This window comes from Collinsella sp. AF39-11AT (assembly GCF_003474585.1).
Taxonomy (GTDB): domain Bacteria; phylum Actinomycetota; class Coriobacteriia; order Coriobacteriales; family Coriobacteriaceae; genus Collinsella.
The window spans coordinates 1-21,613 of record NZ_QROG01000021.1; the positions used below are offsets into that span (position 1 = coordinate 1).

20 protein-coding genes and 2 tRNA genes are annotated in these 21,613 nt (G+C 60.2%); 19 read left to right on the forward strand and 3 right to left on the reverse strand.

All coding sequences use genetic code 11. From position 1 onward, the window contains the following. Nucleotides 1–133 precede the first annotated feature (133 nt). The 13 genes from DW037_RS08215 to DW037_RS08275 all read left to right on the forward strand — a co-directional run bounded on the left by DW037_RS08215 (nt 134) and on the right by DW037_RS08275 (nt 15,325). Complete coding sequence (locus DW037_RS08215) at nt 134–478, forward strand: hypothetical protein (RefSeq protein WP_118373152.1); 345 nt, start codon at nt 134–136, stop codon at nt 476–478. 366 nt (nt 479–844) lie between these two features. Continuing rightward, on the forward strand, nt 845–1,258 hold the full coding sequence (gene rpmE / locus DW037_RS08220; protein ID WP_117638071.1) for a 50S ribosomal protein L31: 414 nt from the start codon (nt 845–847) through the stop codon (nt 1,256–1,258). A gap of 308 nt (nt 1,259–1,566) precedes the next feature. Further along, nucleotides 1,567–4,374 (forward strand): preprotein translocase subunit SecA, encoded by a 2,808-nt coding sequence (secA, locus tag DW037_RS08225; protein ID WP_118373154.1) that lies wholly within the window; start codon nt 1,567–1,569, stop codon nt 4,372–4,374. Next, nucleotides 4,374–5,522 (forward strand): peptide chain release factor 2, encoded by a 1,149-nt coding sequence (gene prfB / locus DW037_RS08230; protein WP_118373156.1) that lies wholly within the window; start codon nt 4,374–4,376, stop codon nt 5,520–5,522. The genes secA and prfB overlap by 1 nt, the downstream gene beginning before the upstream one ends. A gap of 130 nt (nt 5,523–5,652) precedes the next feature. Further along, nucleotides 5,653–6,543 carry a YitT family protein gene (locus DW037_RS08235; protein WP_117583025.1) on the forward strand — a complete coding sequence of 297 codons (891 nt, stop codon included), beginning with the start codon at nt 5,653–5,655 and terminating at the stop codon, nt 6,541–6,543. A 208-nt stretch (nt 6,544–6,751) separates the two neighbouring features. Next, on the forward strand, nt 6,752–7,582 hold the full coding sequence (locus DW037_RS08240) for a transketolase (RefSeq protein ID WP_099432020.1): 831 nt from the start codon (nt 6,752–6,754) through the stop codon (nt 7,580–7,582). Between the two features lies 1 nt (nt 7,583). Further along, on the forward strand, nt 7,584–8,525 hold the full coding sequence (locus DW037_RS08245; protein ID WP_117583024.1) for a transketolase family protein: 942 nt from the start codon (nt 7,584–7,586) through the stop codon (nt 8,523–8,525). A gap of 450 nt (nt 8,526–8,975) precedes the next feature. Next, nucleotides 8,976–10,196, forward strand: a complete 1,221-nt coding sequence (gene ftsE, locus DW037_RS08250) for a cell division ATP-binding protein FtsE (protein ID WP_117629495.1) — start codon at nt 8,976–8,978, stop codon at nt 10,194–10,196. Next, complete coding sequence (gene ftsX / locus DW037_RS08255) at nt 10,183–11,103, forward strand: permease-like cell division protein FtsX (protein WP_099432018.1); 921 nt, start codon at nt 10,183–10,185, stop codon at nt 11,101–11,103. Before ftsE ends, ftsX begins: the two co-directional genes overlap by 14 nt. Before the next feature lie 135 nt (nt 11,104–11,238). Beyond that, nucleotides 11,239–13,374, forward strand: a complete 2,136-nt coding sequence (locus DW037_RS08260) for a ribonuclease R family protein (protein WP_118373158.1) — start codon at nt 11,239–11,241, stop codon at nt 13,372–13,374. A gap of 177 nt (nt 13,375–13,551) precedes the next feature. Beyond that, a complete protein-coding gene (locus tag DW037_RS08265) occupies nt 13,552–14,157 on the forward strand; it encodes a recombinase family protein (RefSeq protein WP_117629497.1) in 606 nt (201 codons plus the stop codon). A 104-nt stretch (nt 14,158–14,261) separates the two neighbouring features. After that, nucleotides 14,262–14,843 (forward strand): VanZ family protein, encoded by a 582-nt coding sequence (locus DW037_RS08270; protein ID WP_158551657.1) that lies wholly within the window; start codon nt 14,262–14,264, stop codon nt 14,841–14,843. Nucleotides 14,844–14,965: 122 nt separating this feature from the next. Further along, nucleotides 14,966–15,325 (forward strand): arsenate reductase family protein, encoded by a 360-nt coding sequence (locus DW037_RS08275; protein ID WP_117583016.1) that lies wholly within the window; start codon nt 14,966–14,968, stop codon nt 15,323–15,325. A gap of 72 nt (nt 15,326–15,397) precedes the next feature. Here DW037_RS08275 and DW037_RS08280 read toward each other — a convergent pair whose 3' ends face one another. Continuing rightward, nucleotides 15,398–15,808 (reverse strand): hypothetical protein, encoded by a 411-nt coding sequence (locus DW037_RS08280; RefSeq protein WP_117629499.1) that lies wholly within the window; start codon nt 15,806–15,808, stop codon nt 15,398–15,400. 266 nt (nt 15,809–16,074) lie between these two features. Between DW037_RS08280 and DW037_RS08285 the strand changes: the two genes are divergently transcribed. The 6 genes from DW037_RS08285 (at nt 16,075) to DW037_RS08310 (ending at nt 18,663) form a co-directional block, all read left to right on the forward strand. Continuing rightward, nucleotides 16,075–16,148: transfer RNA gene (locus DW037_RS08285), tRNA-Gln, on the forward strand. A gap of 17 nt (nt 16,149–16,165) precedes the next feature. After that, nucleotides 16,166–16,242, forward strand: a tRNA-Glu gene (locus tag DW037_RS08290). Nucleotides 16,243–16,339: 97 nt separating this feature from the next. After that, entirely contained in the window at nt 16,340–17,257 is a 918-nt protein-coding gene (locus tag DW037_RS08295; RefSeq protein WP_117629560.1) for a hypothetical protein, read from the forward strand. Then, on the forward strand, nt 17,247–17,717 hold the full coding sequence (gene smpB, locus DW037_RS08300; RefSeq protein ID WP_006235325.1) for an SsrA-binding protein SmpB: 471 nt from the start codon (nt 17,247–17,249) through the stop codon (nt 17,715–17,717). Before DW037_RS08295 ends, smpB begins: the two co-directional genes overlap by 11 nt. A 209-nt stretch (nt 17,718–17,926) precedes the next feature. After that, nucleotides 17,927–18,430 carry a flavin reductase family protein gene (locus DW037_RS08305; RefSeq protein WP_117629561.1) on the forward strand — a complete coding sequence of 168 codons (504 nt, stop codon included), beginning with the start codon at nt 17,927–17,929 and terminating at the stop codon, nt 18,428–18,430. Between the two features lie 89 nt (nt 18,431–18,519). Beyond that, complete coding sequence (locus DW037_RS08310) at nt 18,520–18,663, forward strand: rubredoxin-like domain-containing protein (protein ID WP_055251878.1); 144 nt, start codon at nt 18,520–18,522, stop codon at nt 18,661–18,663. A gap of 307 nt (nt 18,664–18,970) precedes the next feature. On the opposite strand, the gene DW037_RS08315 is transcribed toward DW037_RS08310, so the two are convergent. Both DW037_RS08315 and gpmA read right to left on the reverse strand, forming a co-directional pair. After that, a complete protein-coding gene (locus DW037_RS08315; RefSeq protein WP_117629562.1) occupies nt 18,971–20,227 on the reverse strand; it encodes an Nramp family divalent metal transporter in 1,257 nt (418 codons plus the stop codon). A gap of 75 nt (nt 20,228–20,302) precedes the next feature. Beyond that, nucleotides 20,303–21,049 (reverse strand): 2,3-diphosphoglycerate-dependent phosphoglycerate mutase, encoded by a 747-nt coding sequence (gpmA, locus tag DW037_RS08320; RefSeq protein ID WP_199408876.1) that lies wholly within the window; start codon nt 21,047–21,049, stop codon nt 20,303–20,305. Nucleotides 21,050–21,613: the final 564 nt, after the last annotated feature.

Below are 21,613 nucleotides of genomic sequence, written 5' to 3' on the forward strand. Positions count from 1 at the left end.
CTGCTCGACGACCTGGCAGACCTCACCAACTCGTTCTACTTCATCGAAGCCGGCACGCTCGTGGAAAAGATCAAGTCGTCCTCGCAGACGCTCAAGCAGGAATACCTCGATACATACGAAGGAGGTGAATGACATGAAACTATTTGAACAGCTGAAGTCCAATGCGTCGCGCATGGCTGTCTACGCCATCCTCGTGGCAACGGCTTTATGCGGAATCGCGGCACCCGTCTATGCGCTCAACGGGGAGAAAGGCGATGTCGAACCCGCGTACATGGCTTCGACGGTTAAGGACCGGTACAAAGCCTTCTCTGGAGACACGTTTTACGTAGCAGAGTACGACACGACCTACAGTCAGCTTCGCTACAACAAGGGCTACGACTATCTAGGCGCAGGGGAAATCAGCTATACGTCGGGTTGGTACCGCTCCAACTATGGACACATAACCCAGTTCAAGTGTAACTACCGTGTGTACAACTAAAGCAACCGGCCGGGACGAGGGGTGACGCAAAAGCGTCGCCCCTCGTTTTTAACCATGTCAACTGAACCTAGTTCAGTTTGGTTGATTTCCGATCTCAGCCGAACACATTGAGCGGAAAGGCCGTTCCCGCAGTCAGTCGAACGTCCCCGGGCCCTTCTCAGGCCCCGGGGACGGCATTTTCCCAGTTGAAGGAACGGTGGAGATGTGTTTCGATGGGTCAGATTCGTGTCGTTCCGAAAAGACCGTGAACCTTTTGTGGGACGCGCGGCGCCGTGGTACCATAGCCGAGTTTGTTGTCTTGGTCGGAAACCAAGACGCCTTATGCGCTGATCGGTAACCAGCGCCTGATCAATAAGGAGTCCTACCATGAAGCAGGGTATCCATCCCCAGTATGTCGAGTGCACGGTGACGTGCTCCTGCGGCAACACCTTCAAGACGCACGCTACCGTGTCCGAGATGAAGGTCGAGCTTTGCAACGAGTGCCACCCGTTCTACACCGGCCAGCAGAAGTTCGTCGACACCGGTGGACGCGTCCAGCGCTTCGCCGACAAGTTCGGTGGCGCCGCTGCCGCCCAGCTCAAGAAGGCCGAGGAGGCCAAGGCTGCCAAGGCCGCCAAGGCTGCTGAGGCCGAGGCCGCTCGCAAGGCCGCCGCTGAGGCTAAGGCTGCCGAGAAGGCTAAGCGTGCCGCTAAGTTTGCCGAGGAGGCTGCCAAGCAGGCCGCAGAGGCTCCCGTCGAGGAGGCCGCTGCCGAGGCCGAGACCACCGAGGCTGCTGAGTAAATAGCTCGCCGCGAAATCACTCGCATTCATGGCATGAGGGCCGTGCATCCATTTGGGTGCGCGGCCCTTTTCTTTTTAATCGGTGCAAACTAACCTGTCCCCATGGCACCACATGGCGGGGAGGCGGCGTTTGCCCAGATAAAATCTGCCAGAATTACCCTGTCCCATTGTGGCAGGTTGGTCGTAGTTATTACGTGGCGGTTGAGGTCGACCGTATAGGCCGCGCCTTGTTTGGCTAAAGTACAATCATCTGTGTTTAACTCGCCCGCAGCTGCGCGGCGTGGGCGATGGCCAAAAAGGAAAACCACATGGGATTCATGTCAAAGCTGCTGTCCTTTGGATCCGATAAGGACCTGAAGCGCTACTACAAGATCGTCGACCAGATCAACGGTCTTGAGCCCCAGTTTGAGAAGATGACCGAGGAGGAACTCCGCGGCCAGACCGATAAGTTCCGCGAGCGTTACGCCAACGGCGAGTCGCTCGACGACATGCTCCCCGAGGCCTTTGCCACCGTGCGTGAGGCTTCCAAGCGCACCATGGGTATGCGCCACTTTGACGTGCAGCTTATTGGCGCCATGGCACTGCACGAGGGCCACATCGCCGAGATGAAGACCGGCGAAGGTAAGACCCTCGTCTCCACGTTGGCTGGCTATCTCAACGCTATTGCCGGCAAGGGCGTGCACGTCGTTACTGTCAATGATTACCTTGCCAAGCGCGACTCCGAGTGGATGGGCCGCATCTATAAGTACCTGGGCATGACCGTCGGTCTGCTCCAGAACAACATGCCGCTCGAGCTCAAGCGCCCGGCCTATCAGGCCGACATCACCTACGGCACCAACTCCGAGTTCGGCTTTGATTACCTGCGTGACAACATGGTTACCCGTCCCGAGCAGCGCGTGCAACGCGGCCACAACTACGCCATCGTCGACGAGGTTGACTCCATCCTGATCGATGAGGCCCGCACCCCGCTGATCATCTCGGGCGCTGGTACCAAGTCCGCCAGTACCTACAAGGACTTCGCGCGTGCCGTGCGTGGCCTTGAGCGCGGCGAGGACGTGTCGCACGACATGCTCACCGCCACCGAGGACGTCGAGCCCACGGGCGACTATGTCATGGACGAGGCCAAGCACACCATTGCCGCCACCGAGCGTGGCCTTAAGAAAATCGAGCGCCGCCTAGGCATCGAGGACATCTACGCCGATCTCTCGGGCCAGCTGGTCAACCACCTGCAGCAGGCGTTGAAGGCCCAGTACATGTTCCACCGCGACAAGCAGTACGTTGTTACCAACGGCGAGGTCAAGATTGTCGATGAGTTCACCGGCCGCATCATGGAGGGCCGTCGCTACTCCGAGGGCCTGCACCAGGCTATCGAGGCCAAAGAGGGCGTGCTCGTGCGCGAGGAGAACCAGACCCTTGCCACCATCACCCTGCAGAACTACTTCCGTCTGTATGACAAGCTCTCCGGCATGACCGGTACGGCGCTTACCGAGGACGCCGAGTTCCGCGAGATCTACAAGCTGCCCGTCGAGGTCATTCCCCCCAACAAGCCCGTGCAGCGTGTCGATCACGAGGATCTGGTCTACCGCACCATCCAGGCCAAGTACAACGCCGTTGCCAATGATGTCGAGCGGCGTCACGCCAAGGGCCAGCCGGTCCTGGTCGGTACCGTCTCCATCGAGAGTTCCGAGAAGCTGTCGGCCGCCCTTACCAAGCGCGGCATCGCGCACGAGGTCCTCAACGCTAAGCATCACGAGCGCGAGGCTCATATCGTTGCCCAGGCCGGACGCTACGGCGCCGTGACCATCGCCACTAACATGGCCGGTCGTGGTACCGACATCCTGCTGGGCGGCAACCCCGACGAGCTGGTGCGCGAGCGCCTGGAGTACGAGGGCCTGACCATGGAGGACGTGACGCCCGAGCAGCTCGAGCAGTTTAACGCCGAGGCCAAGGAGACCTGCAAGGCCGAGCGCGAGCGCGTGCTTGCCGCCGGCGGCCTGACCGTCATCGGTACCGAGCGCCATGAGTCCCGTCGTATCGACAACCAGCTGCGCGGCCGCTCCGGTCGTCAGGGCGATCCGGGCGAGACCCAGTTCTACCTGTCGCTCGAGGACGATCTGATGCGCCTGTTCGGTGGCGACAAGATGGACCGCGTCTCCAAGATGATGGTCACGGCAGAAATGGGCGACGACATGCCCATCCAGCACAAGATCATCTCCAAGGCCGTCGAGAGCGCCCAGCACAAGGTCGAGAGCATCAACTTCTCCATGCGCAAGAGCGTTCTTGAGTACGACGACGTGATGAACAAACAGCGCCAGGTTATCTACGCCGAGCGCAACAAGATTCTGGACGGTAAGGACCTGACCGACCACATCACCGAGGTCATGCACGACACCGTGTACCGCTGCGTGCAGGAGTTTTGCACTAAGGACAGCCACGACGGCGAGCGCGACCTCGATGGCCTGCGCAAGTGGGTGGTGGAGCTGACCGGCCATATCGATACGCCCAAGTTCCCCGACGAGGATTACGAGGCCCTTGCTGCCGATGTCCTGGCCTACGTCGAGAAGTGCTACAACATGAAGGCCGAGCGCTTGGGCGAGGACCTCATGCGCGAGCTCAACACCCAGGTCATGCTGCGCGTTATCGATACCCGCTGGATGAACTACCTGCAGGAGATGGACTACCTCAAGACCGGTATCGGCCTGCGCGGCTTTGGTCAGCGCGACCCGCTGGTCGAGTATAAGACTGAGGCCTATGGTGCCTTCCAGATGCTCGTTGACACCATGTATGAGGATTACCTGCGCACCGTCCTGCGCATCGAGATCAAGGCCGCCCCGCAGGCTGTGGAGCGCAAGGAGGACCCCGCGCTCGAGGGTGCGCGCTTCTCCGGTCCTGCCGAGGTCGATGGTGACAACGGCAACTCGGTCCTGCGCAAGGAGGCACGGGCACAGGCTCGCACGGCCGTCCAGGGCGGACCGGCAGCTGTCAACAACGGCGCTAAGGTGACCACCTACCGCAAGTCCGAGAGCGACGACCCGTATGTCAACGTGGGTCGCAACGAACCGTGCCCTTGCGGCAGCGGCAAGAAGTTCAAGTACTGCCACGGCAGGAATCGTTAATGGCGGATGCTTTAGAGGTAACGCCCGCCGAGCTGGACAAGTTTGCGGACCGGCTCGGCGAGGTTGAGTCGTATCTTCATTTGGACGAGAAGCGCACCCACGTGACCGAGCTCGAGGCAAAAAGCGTGGCCCCCGGCTTTTGGGATGACGCCGACGCCGCTCGCGCCACCATGGAGGAGATCGCTCGCGCCAAGGAAGATATCGCTGCCGTGGATACCGCGCGCGGCGAGCTATCTGACGCCCGCGCGGCGCTGGAGCTTGCCGAGGAGATGGGCGACGACCCCGATGCCGCCGCATTGCGCGAGGAGGCTGCCGCTACGGCAGAACGCCTGGCCCGCGCTATCGACGAGCTCGAGCTTTCGAGCTGGTTTACCGGTGAGTTCGATCACGGCGACGCGATTGTGACCATCAAGCCCGGACAGGGTGGCCTGGAGGCACAGGACTGGACCTTCATGCTCTTTAAGATGTACATGAAGTACTGCCAGCGTCGCGGCTGGAAGGTCACCATTAACGACTGCCCCGCGGCTGAGGTCATCGGCATCGACCGTGCGACCTTTACCGTCGAGGGCAAGGACGCGTTTGGCATGCTGCGCGCCGAGGCCGGCGTTCACCGCCTGGTACGCATCAGCCCCACCGATGATAAGAAGCGCCGCCAGACCACGTTTGCCGGCGTCGAGGTCATTCCCGTGTTGCCTGACGATATCGACATCGAGATCAGTCCCGACGATATCCGCGTGGACGTGTATCACGCGAGCGGTCCGGGCGGCCAGGGCGTCAACACCACCGACTCTGCCGTACGCGTGACGCATTTTCCCAGCGGCATCGTTGTCACTTGCCAAAACGAGCGCAGCCAGATTCAAAACAAGGCCGCGTGCATGCAGATTCTCAAGGCCCGTCTGTACGAGATCGAGCTCGAGAAGCGCGCCGAGGCCCTGGATGAGATTCGCGGGCCCAAGACCACGATCGGTTTTGGCAACCAGATTCGCAGCTACGTGCTCTACCCGTATCAGATGGTCAAGGACCTGCGCACGGGCGTGGAGACCAGCAACGTCGAGGCCGTTCTCGACGATGGCGATCTGGATCCGTTTGTGATCGGCTACCATCGTTGGGCAACCGGCAACGCCGATGCGGAAGCATCGTCTGCCTAGGCACATGATTGGCTCCGGGTCGGTGCAAACACTGCGCAGGGGTGGTATTTGCCCGGTGAATCGGTAGAATCGAATACAGCAAGAAGTTCAAAGCGCACTCGTTTGGGTGCGCTTTTTTGAGGGAGGCAGCATGGCATATCGTCTGGACATCAAGCGCATTCTTTCGATGAACTTCTTTCATGACTTGCCCAAGATTATGTTTGGCTGCGCCCTGGCAGCTATCGCGACAGACTTGTTTTTGATCCCCAACGGCCTTGCCGCCGGCGGCGTCACAGGCCTTGCCACCATTATTCAGGCGGTCGGCGCCTCGCATGGCATATCGCTTCCCGTCGGTATCCAGACCATCGTGATGAATGCCTTGCTGCTGCTGGTTGTTATGCGCGAGGGTGGCATGTTCTACGTGGTGCAGACGGCGACCGGTTTTGTGCTGCTGGGTTTTTTCACCGACCTGTTCGCTCCGTTTGTGGCGCCGCTGGCACATGCCGACCTGATGCTGCCCGCTATGTGGGGCGGCATTATCACGGGCATCGGGTATGGCATGGTGTTGCGCGCCGGTGCCAACACTGGCGGCTCTGACACGATCGGCCAGATCATCTCGCGCAACACATCGCTGCCGGTTGGCTCGACCGTCATGGCGATCGATGTTGCCGTGTGCGCGCTGTCGGCCCCGGTCTTTTCGGTCGAAAACGCGCTGTATGCGGGCCTTTCGATGGTCATTAGCGGCTACGTGATCGATGCCGTGGTCGACGGTGGCAACAGGCGCCGTATGGTGCTCATCATCTCGGACAAGTTTCCCGATATCGCGGCCGACATCATGTATGGCCTGGGCCGCGGCTGCACCAAGTTTAGGGCGACCGGCATGTACTCGGGTGCCGAGAAGCCGGTGATCATGGTCATTGTGAGCCGCCGCGAGCTCAACACCCTCAAAACGATCGTGCGCGAGCGCGATCCTCACGCCATTGTGACGGTCGCCGACGTTACGGAAACCTTCGGTGAGGGATTCAAGGACATTAACGCGTAGGGCCGACTGCGTTCCATCCAAAAGACGTTCACATTGATAAACCGTTTCATCAGCGGTTCTGCCTGCTCAATTGTTCAAATAATGATAAATACTCTGGTAAAGCTTCCAGTTTCCAGCATAATGAATGACGTACGTGCATCGCGGCTGTGTTGGGACTACCTTTCCGTGCCGTGCGCATCTTGTCTTAAGAGGATGAAAGGAAGGCACAATGAGCGACGAAGAGCTCAAAAAGGTTGCCAACGAGGTAAGGAAGGGCATCGTCACCGGCGTGCACGCTGCCAAGTCCGGCCATCCGGGCGGTTCGCTCGGCGCTGCCGACATCATGACCTATCTGTACTTTGAGGAAATGAACGTCGACCCGGCCGACCCCCGCAAGGCCGACCGCGATCGCTTCGTGCTTTCCAAGGGTCATTGCGCGCCTGGTCTGTACGCTGTGCTCGCCGAGCGCGGATTCTTCCCCAAGGAGGATCTCGAGACGCTGCGCCACATCGGCAGCCACCTGCAGGGTCACCCCAACATGAACGACACCCCGGGCGTCGATATGTCCACCGGTTCGCTCGGCCAGGGCATCTCCGCCGCCGTGGGCATGGCCGTTGCCGCCAAGCACTGGGGCGACGACTATCGCACCTACGCCCTGCTGGGCGACGGCGAGAGCGAGGAGGGCCAGGTTTGGGAGGCCGCCATGTTTGCCGGCAACCAGCAGCTTGACAACCTCTGCGTGATCGTCGACCACAACGGCCTGCAGATCGACGGCCCCGTCGAGGAGGTCAACGACCCCATGCCGCTCGCCGACAAGTTCCGCGCCTTCAAGTTCCACGTGGTGGAGCTCGCCGACGGCAACGATTTCGATCAGATCCGCGCCGCCTTTGCCGAGGCCCGCGCCACCAAGGGTCAGCCGACCGCCATCATCGCCGAGACCACCAAGGGCAAGGGCGTTTCCTTTATGGAGAACCAGGTGGGTTGGCACGGCAAGGCCCCCAACGATGAACAGTTTGAGCAGGCCATGGCAGAGCTCACGGCCGCCGGAGAGGAGCTCTAGGATGGCAGACGTCAAGAAAATCGCCACGCGCGTAAGCTACGGTGAGGCCCTCGTCGAGCTCGCCAACGAGCACGATGACTTTGTGGTCCTCGATGCCGACCTGGCCGCCGCCACGCAGACCGGCAAGTTTAAGGCAGCCTGCCCCGACCGCTTCTTCGATGTGGGCATTGCCGAGAGCAATCTGATGGGTGTTGCCGCCGGTATCGCGACCACCGGCCGCGTTGCTTTTGCGAGCACCTTTGCCATGTTTGCCGCTGGCCGCGCCTTTGAGCAGGTCCGCAACTCCATCGGCTATCCGCACCTTAACGTTAAGATCGGTGCCACGCACGCCGGTATCTCGGTGGGCGAGGACGGCGCCACGCACCAGTGCTGCGAGGATATCGCCCTCATGCGCGTCATCCCCGGCATGACCGTTATCGTTCCCGCCGACGACGTGGAGGCTCGTGCCGTGACGTGCGCCGCCTACGAGTGCGACGGCCCCGTGTACATGCGCTTTGCCCGTCTGGCCTCGCCGGTCATCAACGACCCCGAGACCTACAAGTTCGAGGTAGGCAAGGGCATCGTCATGCGCGAGGGCACCGACGTCACCATCATCGCCTGCGGCCTAATGGTCGGCGAGGCCCTCGAGGCCGCCGAGCAGCTCGCTGCCGAGGGCATCGATGCCGAGGTCATCAACATGCACACCATCAAGCCCATCGACGCCGACCTGATCGTCAAGAGCGCCACCAAGACCGGTCACGTCGTGACCGTCGAGGAGCACTCCGTGATCGGTGGCCTGGGCAGCGCCGTTGCCGACGTTCTGTGTGAGCAGTGCCCGACGCCGCTCAAGAAGATTGGCGTCAACGACACCTTCGGCGAGTCCGGCCCGGGTGCCGAGCTCCTGCACAAGTACGGCCTGGACGCCGCCAACATCGTGGCGACCACCAAGGAGTTCTTGGCATAAGGCAAGACGAGGCAAAGTATCGCGTCGACAACCGCAAACAAGCCAGAACAGGGGCGTCCTCAAAGAGGGCGCCCCTGTTTATGCTGAATTTAAATTAGAGTCCTGCCAAGCAAAGTTCCCATGGGGAAACGAGCCCATCCCAGCAAAGTGCAATTCAGACCCTTCCAATTTTGTATGCGCAGCATCTCAAGTTGGTGCGTCGGCCCCATAGTAGCCGCAGGCCGGGCGCAGGGTTACCTCCCAAATCTTTCCGCAGCGCAGGCCGGCGTTTGTCCGCAGCTCCGCAGGAGCAGGACAAATGCCGGCCATGCGCGAGGACGATTTGGGAGGTAACCCTGCGCCCGGCCGGTGAGACCCAAACCCCGCCATGCTTCTTATGTGCAGCAAAGCTAATGCTGCTAAAATACAAAGCGCTCATGTAGTTTAAACGCACGACGATAAGGAGCACCAGTGGGTAACCACTTCCGTACCTCCGGTGCGGGCGATGATGCCCCCAAGACGCAGACAGGCGTCCAGGGCAGTCGTTTCGCCACTCCGGATTCAGAGGGCCAGCTTGTTGCTCAGGCCCCCGCTCAGCCGGCAGATCAGGCACAGCCGGCATCCGATCCCTTTGCCTACAATCCCACCAGCGATGTCGCGCTTTCCGGCACGGCGGGTTTTGAGCCCGTTCAGGCCGTGACCGCTCGCGTGGAGCAGCCTCAGGCTGGCGCTGCCACGCCGCAGCCTACCATGGCCGGCATTCCCGACCCCATGGCCCCTGCGACACCGGCTCCTCAGCCTGCGCAGTCCGGTCTCTTTGCCGCTATTCCCGACCCCACGCAGCCTGCTGCCCCGGTGGTCGAGAGCGATCAGGCGGCCGAGGTCGCAAGCCTCGATAACGCGCTCAACAACCCCGATTTTACGTCGGTGTTTGCGCCCATCGATCCGCAGGCCAGCCGCAAGAAGATGGCCAAGCAGGCCGGTGTCGAGCCCGTCATCCTTATGGAGCATGTCACCAAGATCTATCCGGCACAGCCCAACAAGCCTGCACTCGACGACATCAACATCGAGATCTATCCGGGCGAGTTCGTCTTCCTGGTCGGTCACTCCGGCTCGGGTAAGACCACGCTGCTGTCGACGCTCAACCGCGACGTCAAGCCGACGAGCGGTCGCATCCTGGTTGCCGGTCAGGACCTCATGAAGATCAAGAACCGCAAGGTTCCGTTCCTGCGCCGCCAGATTGGCGCCGTGTTCCAGGACTTTAAGCTCCTGCCGCAAAAAACCGCCTACGAAAACGTGGCGTTTGCTCTGCAGTGCATCGGCAAGCCCAAGGGCGTCATTCGCAGCCAGGTGCCGGAGGTGCTGCGTCTGGTCGGTCTGGCCGATCAGATGGACTCGCTGCCCGACCAGCTTTCCGGTGGCGAGCAGCAGCGCGTCGCCGTCGCCCGCGCTATGGTCAACCGTCCGCCGCTGCTGATCTGCGACGAGCCCACGGGTAACCTCGACCCGGCGATCTCGCTGGGCATCATGAAGCTGCTCGAGCGTATTAACCGCACCGGCACCACCGTGATCGTCGCCACGCACGACCGCGAGATGGTCGATAGCATGCACCGTCGCGTGATCGCCCTCGAGGGCGGCCACGTTATCCGCGACCAGGAGAGGGGAGGTTACGGCAACTATGGCACCAACTAACGTGGGCTACTCCTTCAAAGAGGCAATCAGTCACTTCTTCCGTAACTGGACTACCTCGCTCGGCGCCGTCATCACGATCTTCCTTTCGCTGTTTATCATCGGCCTGTTCATCATGGGCTCCGCGATGCTGAACTCCGTGATCGGCACCGTCGAGGATCAGGTCGTCATCAACGCCTTTATTAGCGATGACGCCGACCAGGCAGATGTTCAGGCCTTTGAGGCTGAGCTCAAGACGTGGAGCAACGTCAAGTCCGTGACGTACAAGGACAAGGACGACGCGCTGGCCGAGTATACGAGCAAGATGTCGGGCAACGCCGACGCCACCATGAGCGCGCTCGATGGCCAGAACCCGCTGCCGGCTTCGTTTGCAATTGAGATGGACGATCCGTCCAAGGTCGAGAGCACGGCCCAGAAGCTCAAGAAGAACGCCGACTTCCAGAAGATCGCGGATGACGGCGACGTCAACGCGAGCGTGCTGTACGGCCAGGAGGAAGTGAGCCGCCTGTTCCAGGTGACCAACTACATCCGCATCGCCGCCGTGGTGCTCGTTGGCCTTTTGACCTTTATCGCATTCATCTTCATCAACAACACGATTCGCCTGTCCATCACGGCGCGTCGTCGTGAGATTGCGATTATGCGTCTGGTCGGCGCCAGCAACGGCTTCATTCGCGGCCCGTTTATCACCGAGGGCGTACTGCAGGCCATTTTGGGCTCGCTGCTTTCCATCGGCGTTCTGGAGCTGCTGCGCAATCTGATGATTCCGCGTTTGCAGGAGAGCATCGGCTGGATGTCGTTTGCCCTGCCGATGCAGTACTACCTGGTGACCTATGCTGCGCTGATTCTGGTCGGCGTGATTATCGGTCTCTTTGGTTCTGCCATCGCCATGCGCCGCTACCTGCGCGTGTAGGCATGCCTGGAATTCATCCCTTCCAACGGGTCGTCTCTTGCGGGGCGGCCCGTTTTTTGATCCCTAGGGGACGGCAGGAAAACGGATCATTTGGGTAGACTCTTTGGAGTTCGCAATCGATAGTTAGGAGGCGCCATGGGGCGCGATAACAAGCATAAGCGTGGAGCTCGCAATAAGCGCGGGCCGGTGCGCAGCGAACGCCGTCCGAGCCTGACCGGGCGCGTGCAGCTCCATGAGCATAGCGCCTACGTTGTAACCGAAAACGGCGACTACAAGGTCATGGGCCGCGGTAAGCGCGAGATCATGGATGGCGATACCGTAGCCGTGAGCATTAAGAACAGCCCGCACGGTGAGCGGCGCGCCGTGATCGAAGGCGTGGTTGAGCGCGCAGCCATAAGCGTGGTGGGTACGTACCAGACCGCTGGTCCGCTCGGTGTGATCGAGCCGCTCGATTCGCGCCTGAAGGCCGACTTCTTCATTCTGCCCGAGGATACCTCGGCGGATCGTCTGGGCGTCCACCCGGGTGATGCCGTTGTCGCGCGCATTTTGACCTACCCGACGCGCCTGGAATCGGGCACCGTGACGATCGAACGCCGCATTGGCGGAGATGACGCGCCCGATTTGGGCGTTCAATACGTGATGGCGCGTTACGGCTATACCGATAGCTATCCCGAGGCCGCGCTGGACGAGGCCGAGGGGCTTTCGCTCGATGTGTCCGCGGCGCTTAAGGACCCGCTCCGCCGCGATCTGCGCGACCGCTTTGTCATCACGATCGACCCGGTCGACGCGCGCGACTTTGACGATGCCATTTCGCTTGAGCGCACGCCCGAGGGTGGCTACAAGCTGGGTGTGCATATCGCTGACGTTTCTCACTATGTGGCTTGGGACGGGCATATCGATCTTGAGGCTCGCCATCGTACGACATCGGTGTATCTGGCCGATCGCGTGCTTCCCATGCTGCCCGAACGCCTGTCCTGTGACCTATGCTCGCTTCGCCCTGACGAGGACCGTCTTGCGTTTACCGTTGACATTGAGCTCGATGCGCAGGGTCGCGTGCGGCATTACGATCCGTACCCCAGCGTGATTCGCTCGCGTGTGCGTATGGACTATGACGGCGCCGAGGCGCTGCTGGTGCGTGCCGACGCGGTTGAGTATTCGGTGCTGGAAGGCGCCGCTGAGGATGTTGCGGCTGCTGAGGCCTCGCGCGAGGAGGCGCTTGAGCGCGGTCTTGCGTGCGAGGAAACTGCTCGCGGCTATAACGTCGACCTCAGCGATTTCCTTGTCGCCGCCAACGAACTCGCCGAACTTCGCCGTCGTATTCGTCGTGCCCGCGGCTCAGTCGATTTTGACACGGCCGAGATTCGCGCTCTATTGGATGAGGACGGAGTACCCGTGCAGATTGTGGCGCGCGAGCGTTCGTGTGCCACGTCGCTTATCGAGGAAGCCATGCTACTCGCCAACGAGTGCGTTGCAGAGTGGCTGGCAGACCGTGATATCGAGGCCTGCTATCGCGTGCATGAGGATCCGAGCCCCGATAGCCTGCACGGTGCCGCCGTTGCGCTGGCGCAGCTGGGCATCATCGACGATCGCCGTGCTGCCGGTATCGCCCTGGGGAGTCCCGATGAGCTACAGGCTGCAGTTGATGCTGCCGCCGGTACGGCCAACGCACCGCTCGTCAACACGCTGCTTCTGCGCAGCATGCAGCGCGCACTGTACAAGCCGCGCAACGAGGGCCACTTTGCGCTCGCCGCGCCGTGCTACTGTCACTTTACGAGTCCCATCCGTCGCTACCCCGATCTGGTGGTGCACCGCGTGCTCAAACTGCAGTTGGCCTATGAGCAGCTCGGCGGCAAGGACGCCCTGGTCCGTACACCGCGGCTGATCGGCAAGGGGCGCGAGTCGCTGCCGCGCATTCTGCCGCAGATCTGCCGCGCATGCAGCGATGCCGAGCGCGCGGCAGATGCCGCTAGCCATGCGACGCAAAAGATCAAGATTGCCCAGTACTATGAGGATCGCCTGGGCGAGCGCTATGCCGGAACGGTCTCATGGGTCAGCAGCATGGGCCTCTTTGTGCGCTTGGACCTGACGCAGGTCGAAGGCTTGGTTTCGATCAAGAGTCTGGGCAACGAGTGGTTCGAGTTCGACGAGGATGCGCTTACGCTGACGGGCGCCGACACGGGGACTCGCTATGAACTGGGCCAGCGCGTGATTATCGAGGTTTCGCGCGTCAATACCACGCGTGGGCACTTGGACTTTAAGCTTATCCATTAGCCAAATCTCGACTCATGGCGGGAGAGCGGAGGGCGGTCTTTCGGGGCCGCCCTCCGCATTTGGATCATAGCTACCTTGCCGTCCGCTCGGCCGCCCGCTTACCTGCTATTCGAGAGGTAAAACCTACCAAAATAAACCTGTCCCTTTTTGGCAGGTTTACAAGAAAGCGGGGATGAGATGGCGACGGTGTATGGTTATGCGCGGGTGAGTTCGCGCGATCAGAATCTAAATCGGCAGCTGGATGCGCTGGGCGCCTATGGCGTGGGCTCGGCGAATATTTATGCCGACCATGCGAGCGGCAAGGACTTCGATCGCCCGCGGTATCGCGAGCTGCTGCACATCCTGGGAGACGGGGACGTGCTGGTGGTGCTTTCTATCGACCGGCTTGGCCGTAATTACTCCGAGATTCTTGAGGAATGGCGACGCATTACCAAGGAGCTCGGGGTTGCCATTGTGGTGTTGGACATGCCATTGCTTGACACGCGCGCCAGGGCCAGCGGCGCGCCGGATGTGACCAATACCCTGATTGCCGATATTGTGCTACAACTGCTGAGCTACGTGGCGCAGGTGGAGCGCGAGAATATTCATCGGCGCCAGGCGGAGGGGATTGCAGCGGCGCGGGCGCGAGGGGTCCGTTTCGGTCGACCTCGCAAGCCGTGCCCTCCTCAGTTTGAGCTGGTGCGCGATAGCTATGAGGCGGGCGATATTACCCGCAGCCAGGCGGCAAAGTGCCTGGGCGTGTGCGTGGGGACGTTCGATCGCTGGATGCGCGAGGCGGGGTAGGGGTTTGCGTCGCTTTGTCGCTTCCTGTTGCGATTCAAATTTTGATACGGTGACGATGCCATTTGGGGCTACACTCGCTGATATTCAAAAAAGGAGGTAGGCCCTTGGCGCGCGTAAAACAAATAATCGGATGGACCGCGATCATTCTGTTCGCTGCAACGCTGGCGGGCATCTGGGTGCTGACGGAGCAAAATGCGGTGGAGACGTCGTTGCTGAGCGAGTCCACCGCGCGCGTGGTGGAGGGTCAGGCTACGGGCGTTCAGGCTGCCGATGTCGCGGGTGAAGCTCAGACCGAGAACGGGATGACCGGGGGCACCGATTCGGCTGCTTCGAATGTCCGGTCTGGCCGACTTGCTTCCATTCGCATGTGGGTGGGCACGAACGTCCGTCGCGTTGCCCATACCGTAGAGTTTTTCTTCGTCGGATTGTTCGCCTCGGTGGTCGTGGTTTGCTTTTCCAGGCGTCCTTGGAGCGTATGCTCCCGTTGCGTGCCCGTGTTGCTCTTTTGCGCCGTCTGCTCCGTTGGCGATCAGGTACATAAGATCTTTGTTCCCGGCAGGCATTTCGACGTTATCGATTTAGGATTCGATGCTGCGGGCTATGTCACCGCCATGCTGTTGGTATTGCTGGCAGCGGCGTTGGTGCGCTATGCGACTCGGCCGATCGGCGCCCATGCGAGGCGCTAGCCTTAAGACGAGACATCGCGACTGCCTATGCTTCGACATTGGCTACAATAACGGCTGCAATCGCGAGTGGTCGTCGATGTGCAGTTTTCCGGACACCTGTTTTCTCTAAGAAAGGAAATCCCATGACCGTACTGTTTGTTGAATATCCCAAGTGCTCGACCTGTAAGAAGGCCAAGGCATGGCTGGACGAACACGGGGTAGAGTATATCGACCGCGATATCGTTTTGGACAATCCCACGGCTGATGAGCTTGCGACCTGGATTGCTCGTTCGGGACTGCCGGTGCGGCGCTTCTTTAATTCGTCGGGCATGAAATATCGAGAGCTGGGCCTGAAGGCGCGTCTAGATGCGGGCATGACGGATCGGGAGTGCTACGAGCTGCTGGCGACCGACGGCATGCTGGTCAAGCGTCCGCTGTTGGTGGGCGACGACTTTGCGATTCCCGGCTTTAGGGAAGCAGCTTGGACCGAGGCGCTGCTGTAGCGGCTGCGGAAAGTGCGACCCGTTTTGAGCGCTCGGGGTGGGACGTGTTTTCCATCGGAGGGCTCGCTCGGCTCAATCCTTGAGCTGTGCCCATTCGTGCGGACCGTAGACCTTTACGTGCTTGTTGGGCTTGCCGCTCCAGTACTCCTCGTCCATAAAGGGCAGATATGCCTGAACACCGGGGCAGATAAAGGGAATCCGCTGCTGTTGCAGTCGCTCGCGTTGGCGCTGCTCCAGGTGCGCCTCGGATATGACAGTCGGCATACCGGACAGCTCGACGAGGCTTGCCTGGATTCGCTTAAGGTCGGGGAGTCCCGCGTGCCATGACATCCGCATGATCAAAAAGGATGCACGGCGGTATTTTGCCTGCATCACCGTGATGGCGGGGCGCAGGGTGGGATGGATTTTGTCCCGTTCGGGCCAAAGGTCAGCAGTGATCTCGAGGCCCAGGGTCTCCCATAGGTAATCAAGCTCTTCGTCCATGGCGCCTCGATATCTACGTGATCATTGATACTTCGATTGTGTTGCCTGGTGCTATCGTTTTCGCGGTAGAATCTGCCAACGGTTGACGGCTACCGCTCGCGGCGTTTTGCCCTTCGTGTGCAGCGGTCGACTTCACAGGTCCTTCACGTGTCGGCCGTATTTGACTGAATTTCAAAAAAGTCAAAATTAGGGCTTGCGTCACGGCGGGACTTCCCGTATATTTCTTTCTTGCGCAAAGGCACAGCCGAGCGCAGCGATGCAGTCATTGGGATGTCGTCTAATGGCAGGACAGCGGATTCTGGTTCCGTCAATGGGGGTTCGACTCCCTCCATCCCAGCCATTGCATTTGCTACATATGGCCCGTTCGTCTAGCGGTTTAGGACGCCGCCCTCTCAAGGCGGAGATCACCAGTTCGAATCTGGTACGGGCTACCAAAATTGAACGCCCGGGCCTCGTAAGAGACCCGGGTTTTGTGTATTGACCGATATTTAAGGCGCGCGTTGAGTCTGCCGCCCGGACCGAGGAGTTGTCATGGACCTGCCTATCAGCTTGGAAGACATCACGTATGCCGAGAACTATCTGGCGCAGGGCGACCTGGCTACGGCGACGCCGCTGCTTGAGCGTCTGGTGGAGCTCGCCGAGGAGTATATCGACGCTGAGTGCAAGACGGAGGAGAAGCGCCAGTACTTTAGCTTCGACAGCAAGTTTGAGCGCCTGGCCTATCGCCGCGTGGAGAAGGATCCGCGCGAGCTGGTGCAGGTCGAGGTTCCCTTTGACCGCCTGTACTCCGACATGGCGTTTGCCTACATTCGCCAGCAGGATTATGTGAGTGCTCGGAATGCCCTGATGCAGGCCGTGCGTTGGGATCCCATGAACTGCAACTATCGCTTGGACTTGGCCGAGCTGTTCCGCGCGCTCGAGGACAAGCAGGAGTGGGCATCGCTCTCGTTCTCGGTGCTGGAGCGCGCGAGCGACGGTAAGTGCGCCGCACGTGCCTACACCAACTTGGGTCAGTACTTCTTGGAGCCCGAGACCGAGAACATTTCGGCAGCCGTGGGCTGCGCGCGTCTGGCGCTGCGCCTGGCGCCCAATGATGCGCATACGACGCGCCTGCTCAACAAGATCCATACCACCTATCCGGATGCCGCGGACGAGAGTGACGACCATGTGATGGGTGAGCTCGCCCTGCAAGGCGTGCCGACTTCGCCTTCGGCCGAGATTGCCATCTGCCTGATCATGTGTGCGACCGATGCTGCAAGCGACGGCGACAAGCAGGAGGCGACGCGCCTGACGGTGCGCGCTCGTGATTTGGTGGGCGAGGAGGCCTGCGCGGCGATTATCAAACTGGTGCGCGAGAGCGACGCCGAGCTTAACGCCGAGCGCAAGGCAAAGCGCGAGGCTGCGGGCTCAAACGCCGACGACGTCAAGGAGGCCGGCGATGCCCAGTAAGCGCGAGCGCAAGCTCATTTCCAAGAATCGCTCGGCACATCACGAGTACTTTATCGATGAGACGTTTGAGTGCGGTATTGAGCTGAGCGGTACCGAGGTCAAGTCGATTCGCGAGCGCGCGTGCCAGATTACCGATACCTTCGCGCTGATTCGTGGTGGGGAGTGCTGGCTCGTCGGCCTGCATATCCACCCTTATAGCCATGGTGGCGTGTGGAATCGCGATCCCGACCGTCGGCGCCGTCTGCTGCTGCACCGCAAGGAGATCGACTTTCTTGACGGCAAACTTCGCAACCGCGGCTATGCGCTGGTGCCGCTGGAGCTCTACTTTAATACCGACGGCCGCGTAAAGCTGCTGCTGGGCCTAGGCCGCGGCAAGAAGCTTTACGACAAGCGCGAGGATATGGCCAAGCGCGATGTCCAGCGCGAGATCGACCGCGCCCTCAAGGAGCGCAATCGCTAGGCGTTCTGTATAAGTTGCGGTGGAATACGGACTGTTTTGCCTGTTTGAGGGGCTATTCAGTCCTTATTTCACCGCAACTGCGGGCCTCTCATCTTGCTTATACTGTTTTGACACATATGTCTCAAAGGTGGTGTCCGTTGTGGGCGCCGCCTTTTTTTGTGGGTACATACATCCATGAGGTTCCAACCCGCGTTAGGGGAGTGATTGTTATGGACAAAACTGCGTACTTTACCATGCCGAGCGGTCTGTACGTGGTGAGCGCCGCGGCAGACGGGCTGCGCGCCGGCTGCGTCATCAACACTGCGGTGCAGGTGACGTCCATGCCGCCGCGCATTTCGGTTGCCGTGAACAAGGACAACGTCACCTCGGGCGTCATCGCTTCGGCCAAAGCGTTCGCGCTGACCGTGATCGATCAGACCGCCGATATGCTCTACATCGGTAACTTTGGGTTCCGCACCAGCAGCGATTATGACAAGTTTGCCAAATACGAGACCCGCGAGACGGCTCTGGGCATGCCCTATGTGCCCGAGCACGCGGCGGCCCTGTTTAGCTGCCATTTGATCGACACTGTGGATGTTGGCACGCATCTACTGTTTATCGGCGAGGTCGAGGATGCCGAGCGCTTGAGTGACGAGACGCCGCTCACCTACGATTACTACCATAAGGTCCTGAAGGGCAAGACGCCTCCGAAGGCGTCCTCGTATCAAGGCTAGAAATGTTTTAAAAATACTTGCATTATATTATTGAGAATCTATACTGATAAATGAAGTACATCACCAGTCGCGTTTGAGAGGAGAACATCATGGCTGAGGAGAAGAAGACGTATAAGTTCGTGTGCGTCGTTTGCGGTTACGAGGTTGAGGTCGATACGCCCGAGCTGCCCGAGGATTATGTGTGCCCGGTGTGCGGCGTCGGTCCCGATCAGTTTGAGCTCGTCGAGGAGTAGCTCGCAGACACACGGCGAAAGCCGAACATAGCTCTGTCCAAGGGCCTCGGTCGAATTCTCGGCCGGGGCCCTTTTCCTCCGCCCCCAAGGGATCACGGTTGCTGTTGGCCGATCCTGTCTGTTGTGAGTCCGGCCGACCTTTTGTCTCAATCTGTAACATCTAACGGTGGAAATTGGGCCCACTTGTTACATATCGAGACAAACCAAAACCGTCCGGCAGAAGATCTCAATCTGTAACATCTAGACATCGAAAGCGGGTCTAGATGTTACAGATCGAGACGTTTGCCTGAGTAGGTGCCCCGCCCCATTACATCCCTGTCAACAACACGACATCGAGAATCGTCACGATGGCACCGATCCCTACGAGCAGCGCGTTGAGCGGGCGCGAATTGGCATATTTGCCCATGACGCGGCGTGAGCTGGTGAGCCGTATGAGCACAAAGACCGTAATCGGCAGCTGAAGCGACAGCAGCGCCTGACTCCAGATGAGACCTTCAAAAGGATTTGGGACGACCAGGCACGCCGTCACTGCGCCGACGAAACAGGCCGCCACCCCGATCGAGGAATGTCGGTCGTGGATGTCGTATTCCTCGTCGAACATGCCCGCGGTGATGGTGCCCGCCGCCATGCCCGCCGTCACACTACTCGAGAGGCCCGCAAACAGCAGCGCTACCGCAAAGATGGTCGAGCTCGCCGGGCCCAAGATGGGGGAGAGCGTGGCCGCTGCGACGGCGAGGTCGTCTACGACCATGCCGTGCGCAAAGAAGGTCGTTGCGGCAAGGATGACCATGGCCGAGTTGATTGCCCAGCCCACGCCCATCGAAAAGAGCGTGTCGAAGAGCTCGTAGCGCAGACGTTCTTCGATAACCTGCTCGCCTTGGCCTTCGAAGTGCATGGATTGGATGACCTCGGAGTGCAGAAAAAGGTTGTGTGGCATAACGACCGCACCCAGAACGCTCACGATAATCGCGGCAGAGCCAGTGGGCATACTAGGCGTGATCCAGCTTGCGGCGGCTTGCGGCCAGTCGACCTTGACTAGTGCAAGCTCGGCCAAAAACGAGAGTCCTACCACGCCTACGAAGGCGATGATCCAGCGTTCGGCATGCTTGTAGGAGTTCGTCATGAGCATCGCCATCGATACTGCCGCCACGATGACGCAGCCCGCGCGCACGGGCAGCCCAAAGAGCATTTGAAGGGCAATCGCGCCACCCAGGACTTCGGCCATGGCGGTGGCGACAGTCGCGAGATAGGCGCTGGCGAGCACGGCACGTCCCGCGGGGCGGGGCAGGAAGCGAGTCGTGGCCTCGGCAAGACAGGCGCCCGTGGCGATGCCCAAGTGCGCCGCGTTGTGCTGCAGGACGATGAGCATAATCGTGGACAGCGTGACGATCCACAGCAGCGCGTAGCCAAACTGCGAGCCCGCGGCCATATTGGAGGCCCAGTTGCCCGGGTCGATAAAGCCGACGGTGACGAGCAGCCCGGGGCCGATATGCCGCGCAATGTCTAGGCCTCCGTGACCACCGGTGCGTCGGGAGCCAAAGCGTTGTTTGAGATGGTTGAGCATGGTGCGCTCCTGCGTATGGACGGCGTGACGTCGCATCTGGGTCGTGCGGCGCCACGCGTCGGATTTGGGTTGGGGCTACTTGTGCGCTTTGCCCTGATTGGCCACGGCGTCGATCTTGGCGGCGATGGTCGCCGGGTCGCCGATGTAGCGCTTGTCGAGGACGTTGAAATCGGTGTCGAAGGTGTAGACGAGCGGCACGCCGGTGGGGATGTTGACCTTGAGGATCTCCTCGGGCGTGAGGTGCTCGAGCTTCATGACGAGTGAGCGCAGGGAGTTGCCGTGTGCGGCGATGAGTACGCGCTTGCCGGCGAGCATCTGGGGGCGAATCTCGTCTTCGAAATAAGGCCAGGCGCGGGCGATCGTGTCCCTGAGGCACTCGGTATAGGGCAGCTGATCGGGCGCGACATCACGGTATTGCTCCTGGGTGTGGGGATCGCGCGCGTCGTCCGGCTCGAGTGCCGGCGGGCAGACATCGAAGGAGCGGCGCCAGATGAGCACCTGCTCGTCGCCGTGCTCCGCTGCGGCATCGGCCTTGTTGAGACCCTGCAACGCTCCGTAGTGGCGCTCGTTGAGCTTCCAGGATTTGATGACGGGCAGCCACTCGCGATCCATTTGGCCGAGCACGATGTTGAGGGTGTGGATCGCGCGCTTGAGGCGCGAAGTGTAGCAGACGTCAAAGTCGAAACCGGCTTCTTTGAGGGCTCGACCGCCTGCTGCGGCTTCTTCGCGGCCCGTGTCGGTGAGCTCAACATCGGTCCAGCCGGTGAACAGGTTGAGCTTGTTCCACTCGGACTCTCCGTGACGGATGAGGACGAGTTGCATCGTCTGCTGGTCTGCTTGGTGCGCCATAGGGGCCTCCTTGATCTGGCACGGTGTGCGTGCCGTTTGCTTGACGCCGCAAAGGATACCCGTTTTAAGCTTAAAAGCTAACCAAGACTAACAAAATTGTTGTATTTGAATGGGATGGTGAAAGGGGGCTGCCGAAATGTCTCGATCTGTAACAACGAGGGATGGAAATTGGGCCTAGGTGTTACAGATCGAGACAGGAAGAAATGGTCCTATGGAAAATCTCGATTTGTAACAGCTGGCCGCCAAAACCGGCCCTTCGTGTTACAGATCGAGACAAACCAAAACCGCTCCGCAGAAAATCTCAATCTGTAACATCTAGGCGCCAAAATCCGCTCTTCCTGTTACAGATTGAGATGTTTGAAGCGGTGAGCTTACAGGCCGAACTTGGGGCCTATGTTGTCGCCCTTGAGGTCGGCGGTGTCCACTCGTAGGGCGTGCGTTACGCGATTGTTTCGAAACGGGTGGGAAACACAACGGGTCGGCGATGCTCCTAGTATGCCTATTCAACTGACTGTCTAAATATCTAGGGGAGGATCG

What these genes read in the sequence shown, in the direction of transcription:
- DW037_RS08215 (WP_118373152.1), top strand. Translation starts at nt 134, where the DNA reads ATGAAACTATTTGAACAGCTGAAGTCCAATGCGTCGCGCATGGCTGTC.
- rpmE (WP_117638071.1), top strand. Translation starts at nt 845, where the DNA reads ATGAAGCAGGGTATCCATCCCCAGTATGTCGAGTGCACGGTGACGTGC.
- secA (WP_118373154.1), top strand. Translation starts at nt 1,567, where the DNA reads ATGGGATTCATGTCAAAGCTGCTGTCCTTTGGATCCGATAAGGACCTG.
- prfB (WP_118373156.1), top strand. Translation starts at nt 4,374, where the DNA reads ATGGCGGATGCTTTAGAGGTAACGCCCGCCGAGCTGGACAAGTTTGCG.
- DW037_RS08235 (WP_117583025.1), top strand. Translation starts at nt 5,653, where the DNA reads ATGGCATATCGTCTGGACATCAAGCGCATTCTTTCGATGAACTTCTTT.
- DW037_RS08240 (WP_099432020.1), top strand. Translation starts at nt 6,752, where the DNA reads ATGAGCGACGAAGAGCTCAAAAAGGTTGCCAACGAGGTAAGGAAGGGC.
- DW037_RS08245 (WP_117583024.1), top strand. Translation starts at nt 7,584, where the DNA reads ATGGCAGACGTCAAGAAAATCGCCACGCGCGTAAGCTACGGTGAGGCC.
- ftsX (WP_099432018.1), top strand. Translation starts at nt 10,183, where the DNA reads ATGGCACCAACTAACGTGGGCTACTCCTTCAAAGAGGCAATCAGTCAC.
- DW037_RS08260 (WP_118373158.1), top strand. Translation starts at nt 11,239, where the DNA reads ATGGGGCGCGATAACAAGCATAAGCGTGGAGCTCGCAATAAGCGCGGG.
- DW037_RS08265 (WP_117629497.1), top strand. Translation starts at nt 13,552, where the DNA reads ATGGCGACGGTGTATGGTTATGCGCGGGTGAGTTCGCGCGATCAGAAT.
- DW037_RS08275 (WP_117583016.1), top strand. Translation starts at nt 14,966, where the DNA reads ATGACCGTACTGTTTGTTGAATATCCCAAGTGCTCGACCTGTAAGAAG.
- DW037_RS08280 (WP_117629499.1), bottom strand. Translation starts at nt 15,808, where the DNA reads ATGGACGAAGAGCTTGATTACCTATGGGAGACCCTGGGCCTCGAGATC.
- DW037_RS08295 (WP_117629560.1), top strand. Translation starts at nt 16,340, where the DNA reads ATGGACCTGCCTATCAGCTTGGAAGACATCACGTATGCCGAGAACTAT.
- smpB (WP_006235325.1), top strand. Translation starts at nt 17,247, where the DNA reads ATGCCCAGTAAGCGCGAGCGCAAGCTCATTTCCAAGAATCGCTCGGCA.
- DW037_RS08305 (WP_117629561.1), top strand. Translation starts at nt 17,927, where the DNA reads ATGGACAAAACTGCGTACTTTACCATGCCGAGCGGTCTGTACGTGGTG.
- DW037_RS08310 (WP_055251878.1), top strand. Translation starts at nt 18,520, where the DNA reads ATGGCTGAGGAGAAGAAGACGTATAAGTTCGTGTGCGTCGTTTGCGGT.
- DW037_RS08315 (WP_117629562.1), bottom strand. Translation starts at nt 20,227, where the DNA reads ATGCTCAACCATCTCAAACAACGCTTTGGCTCCCGACGCACCGGTGGT.
- gpmA (WP_199408876.1), bottom strand. Translation starts at nt 21,049, where the DNA reads ATGCAACTCGTCCTCATCCGTCACGGAGAGTCCGAGTGGAACAAGCTC.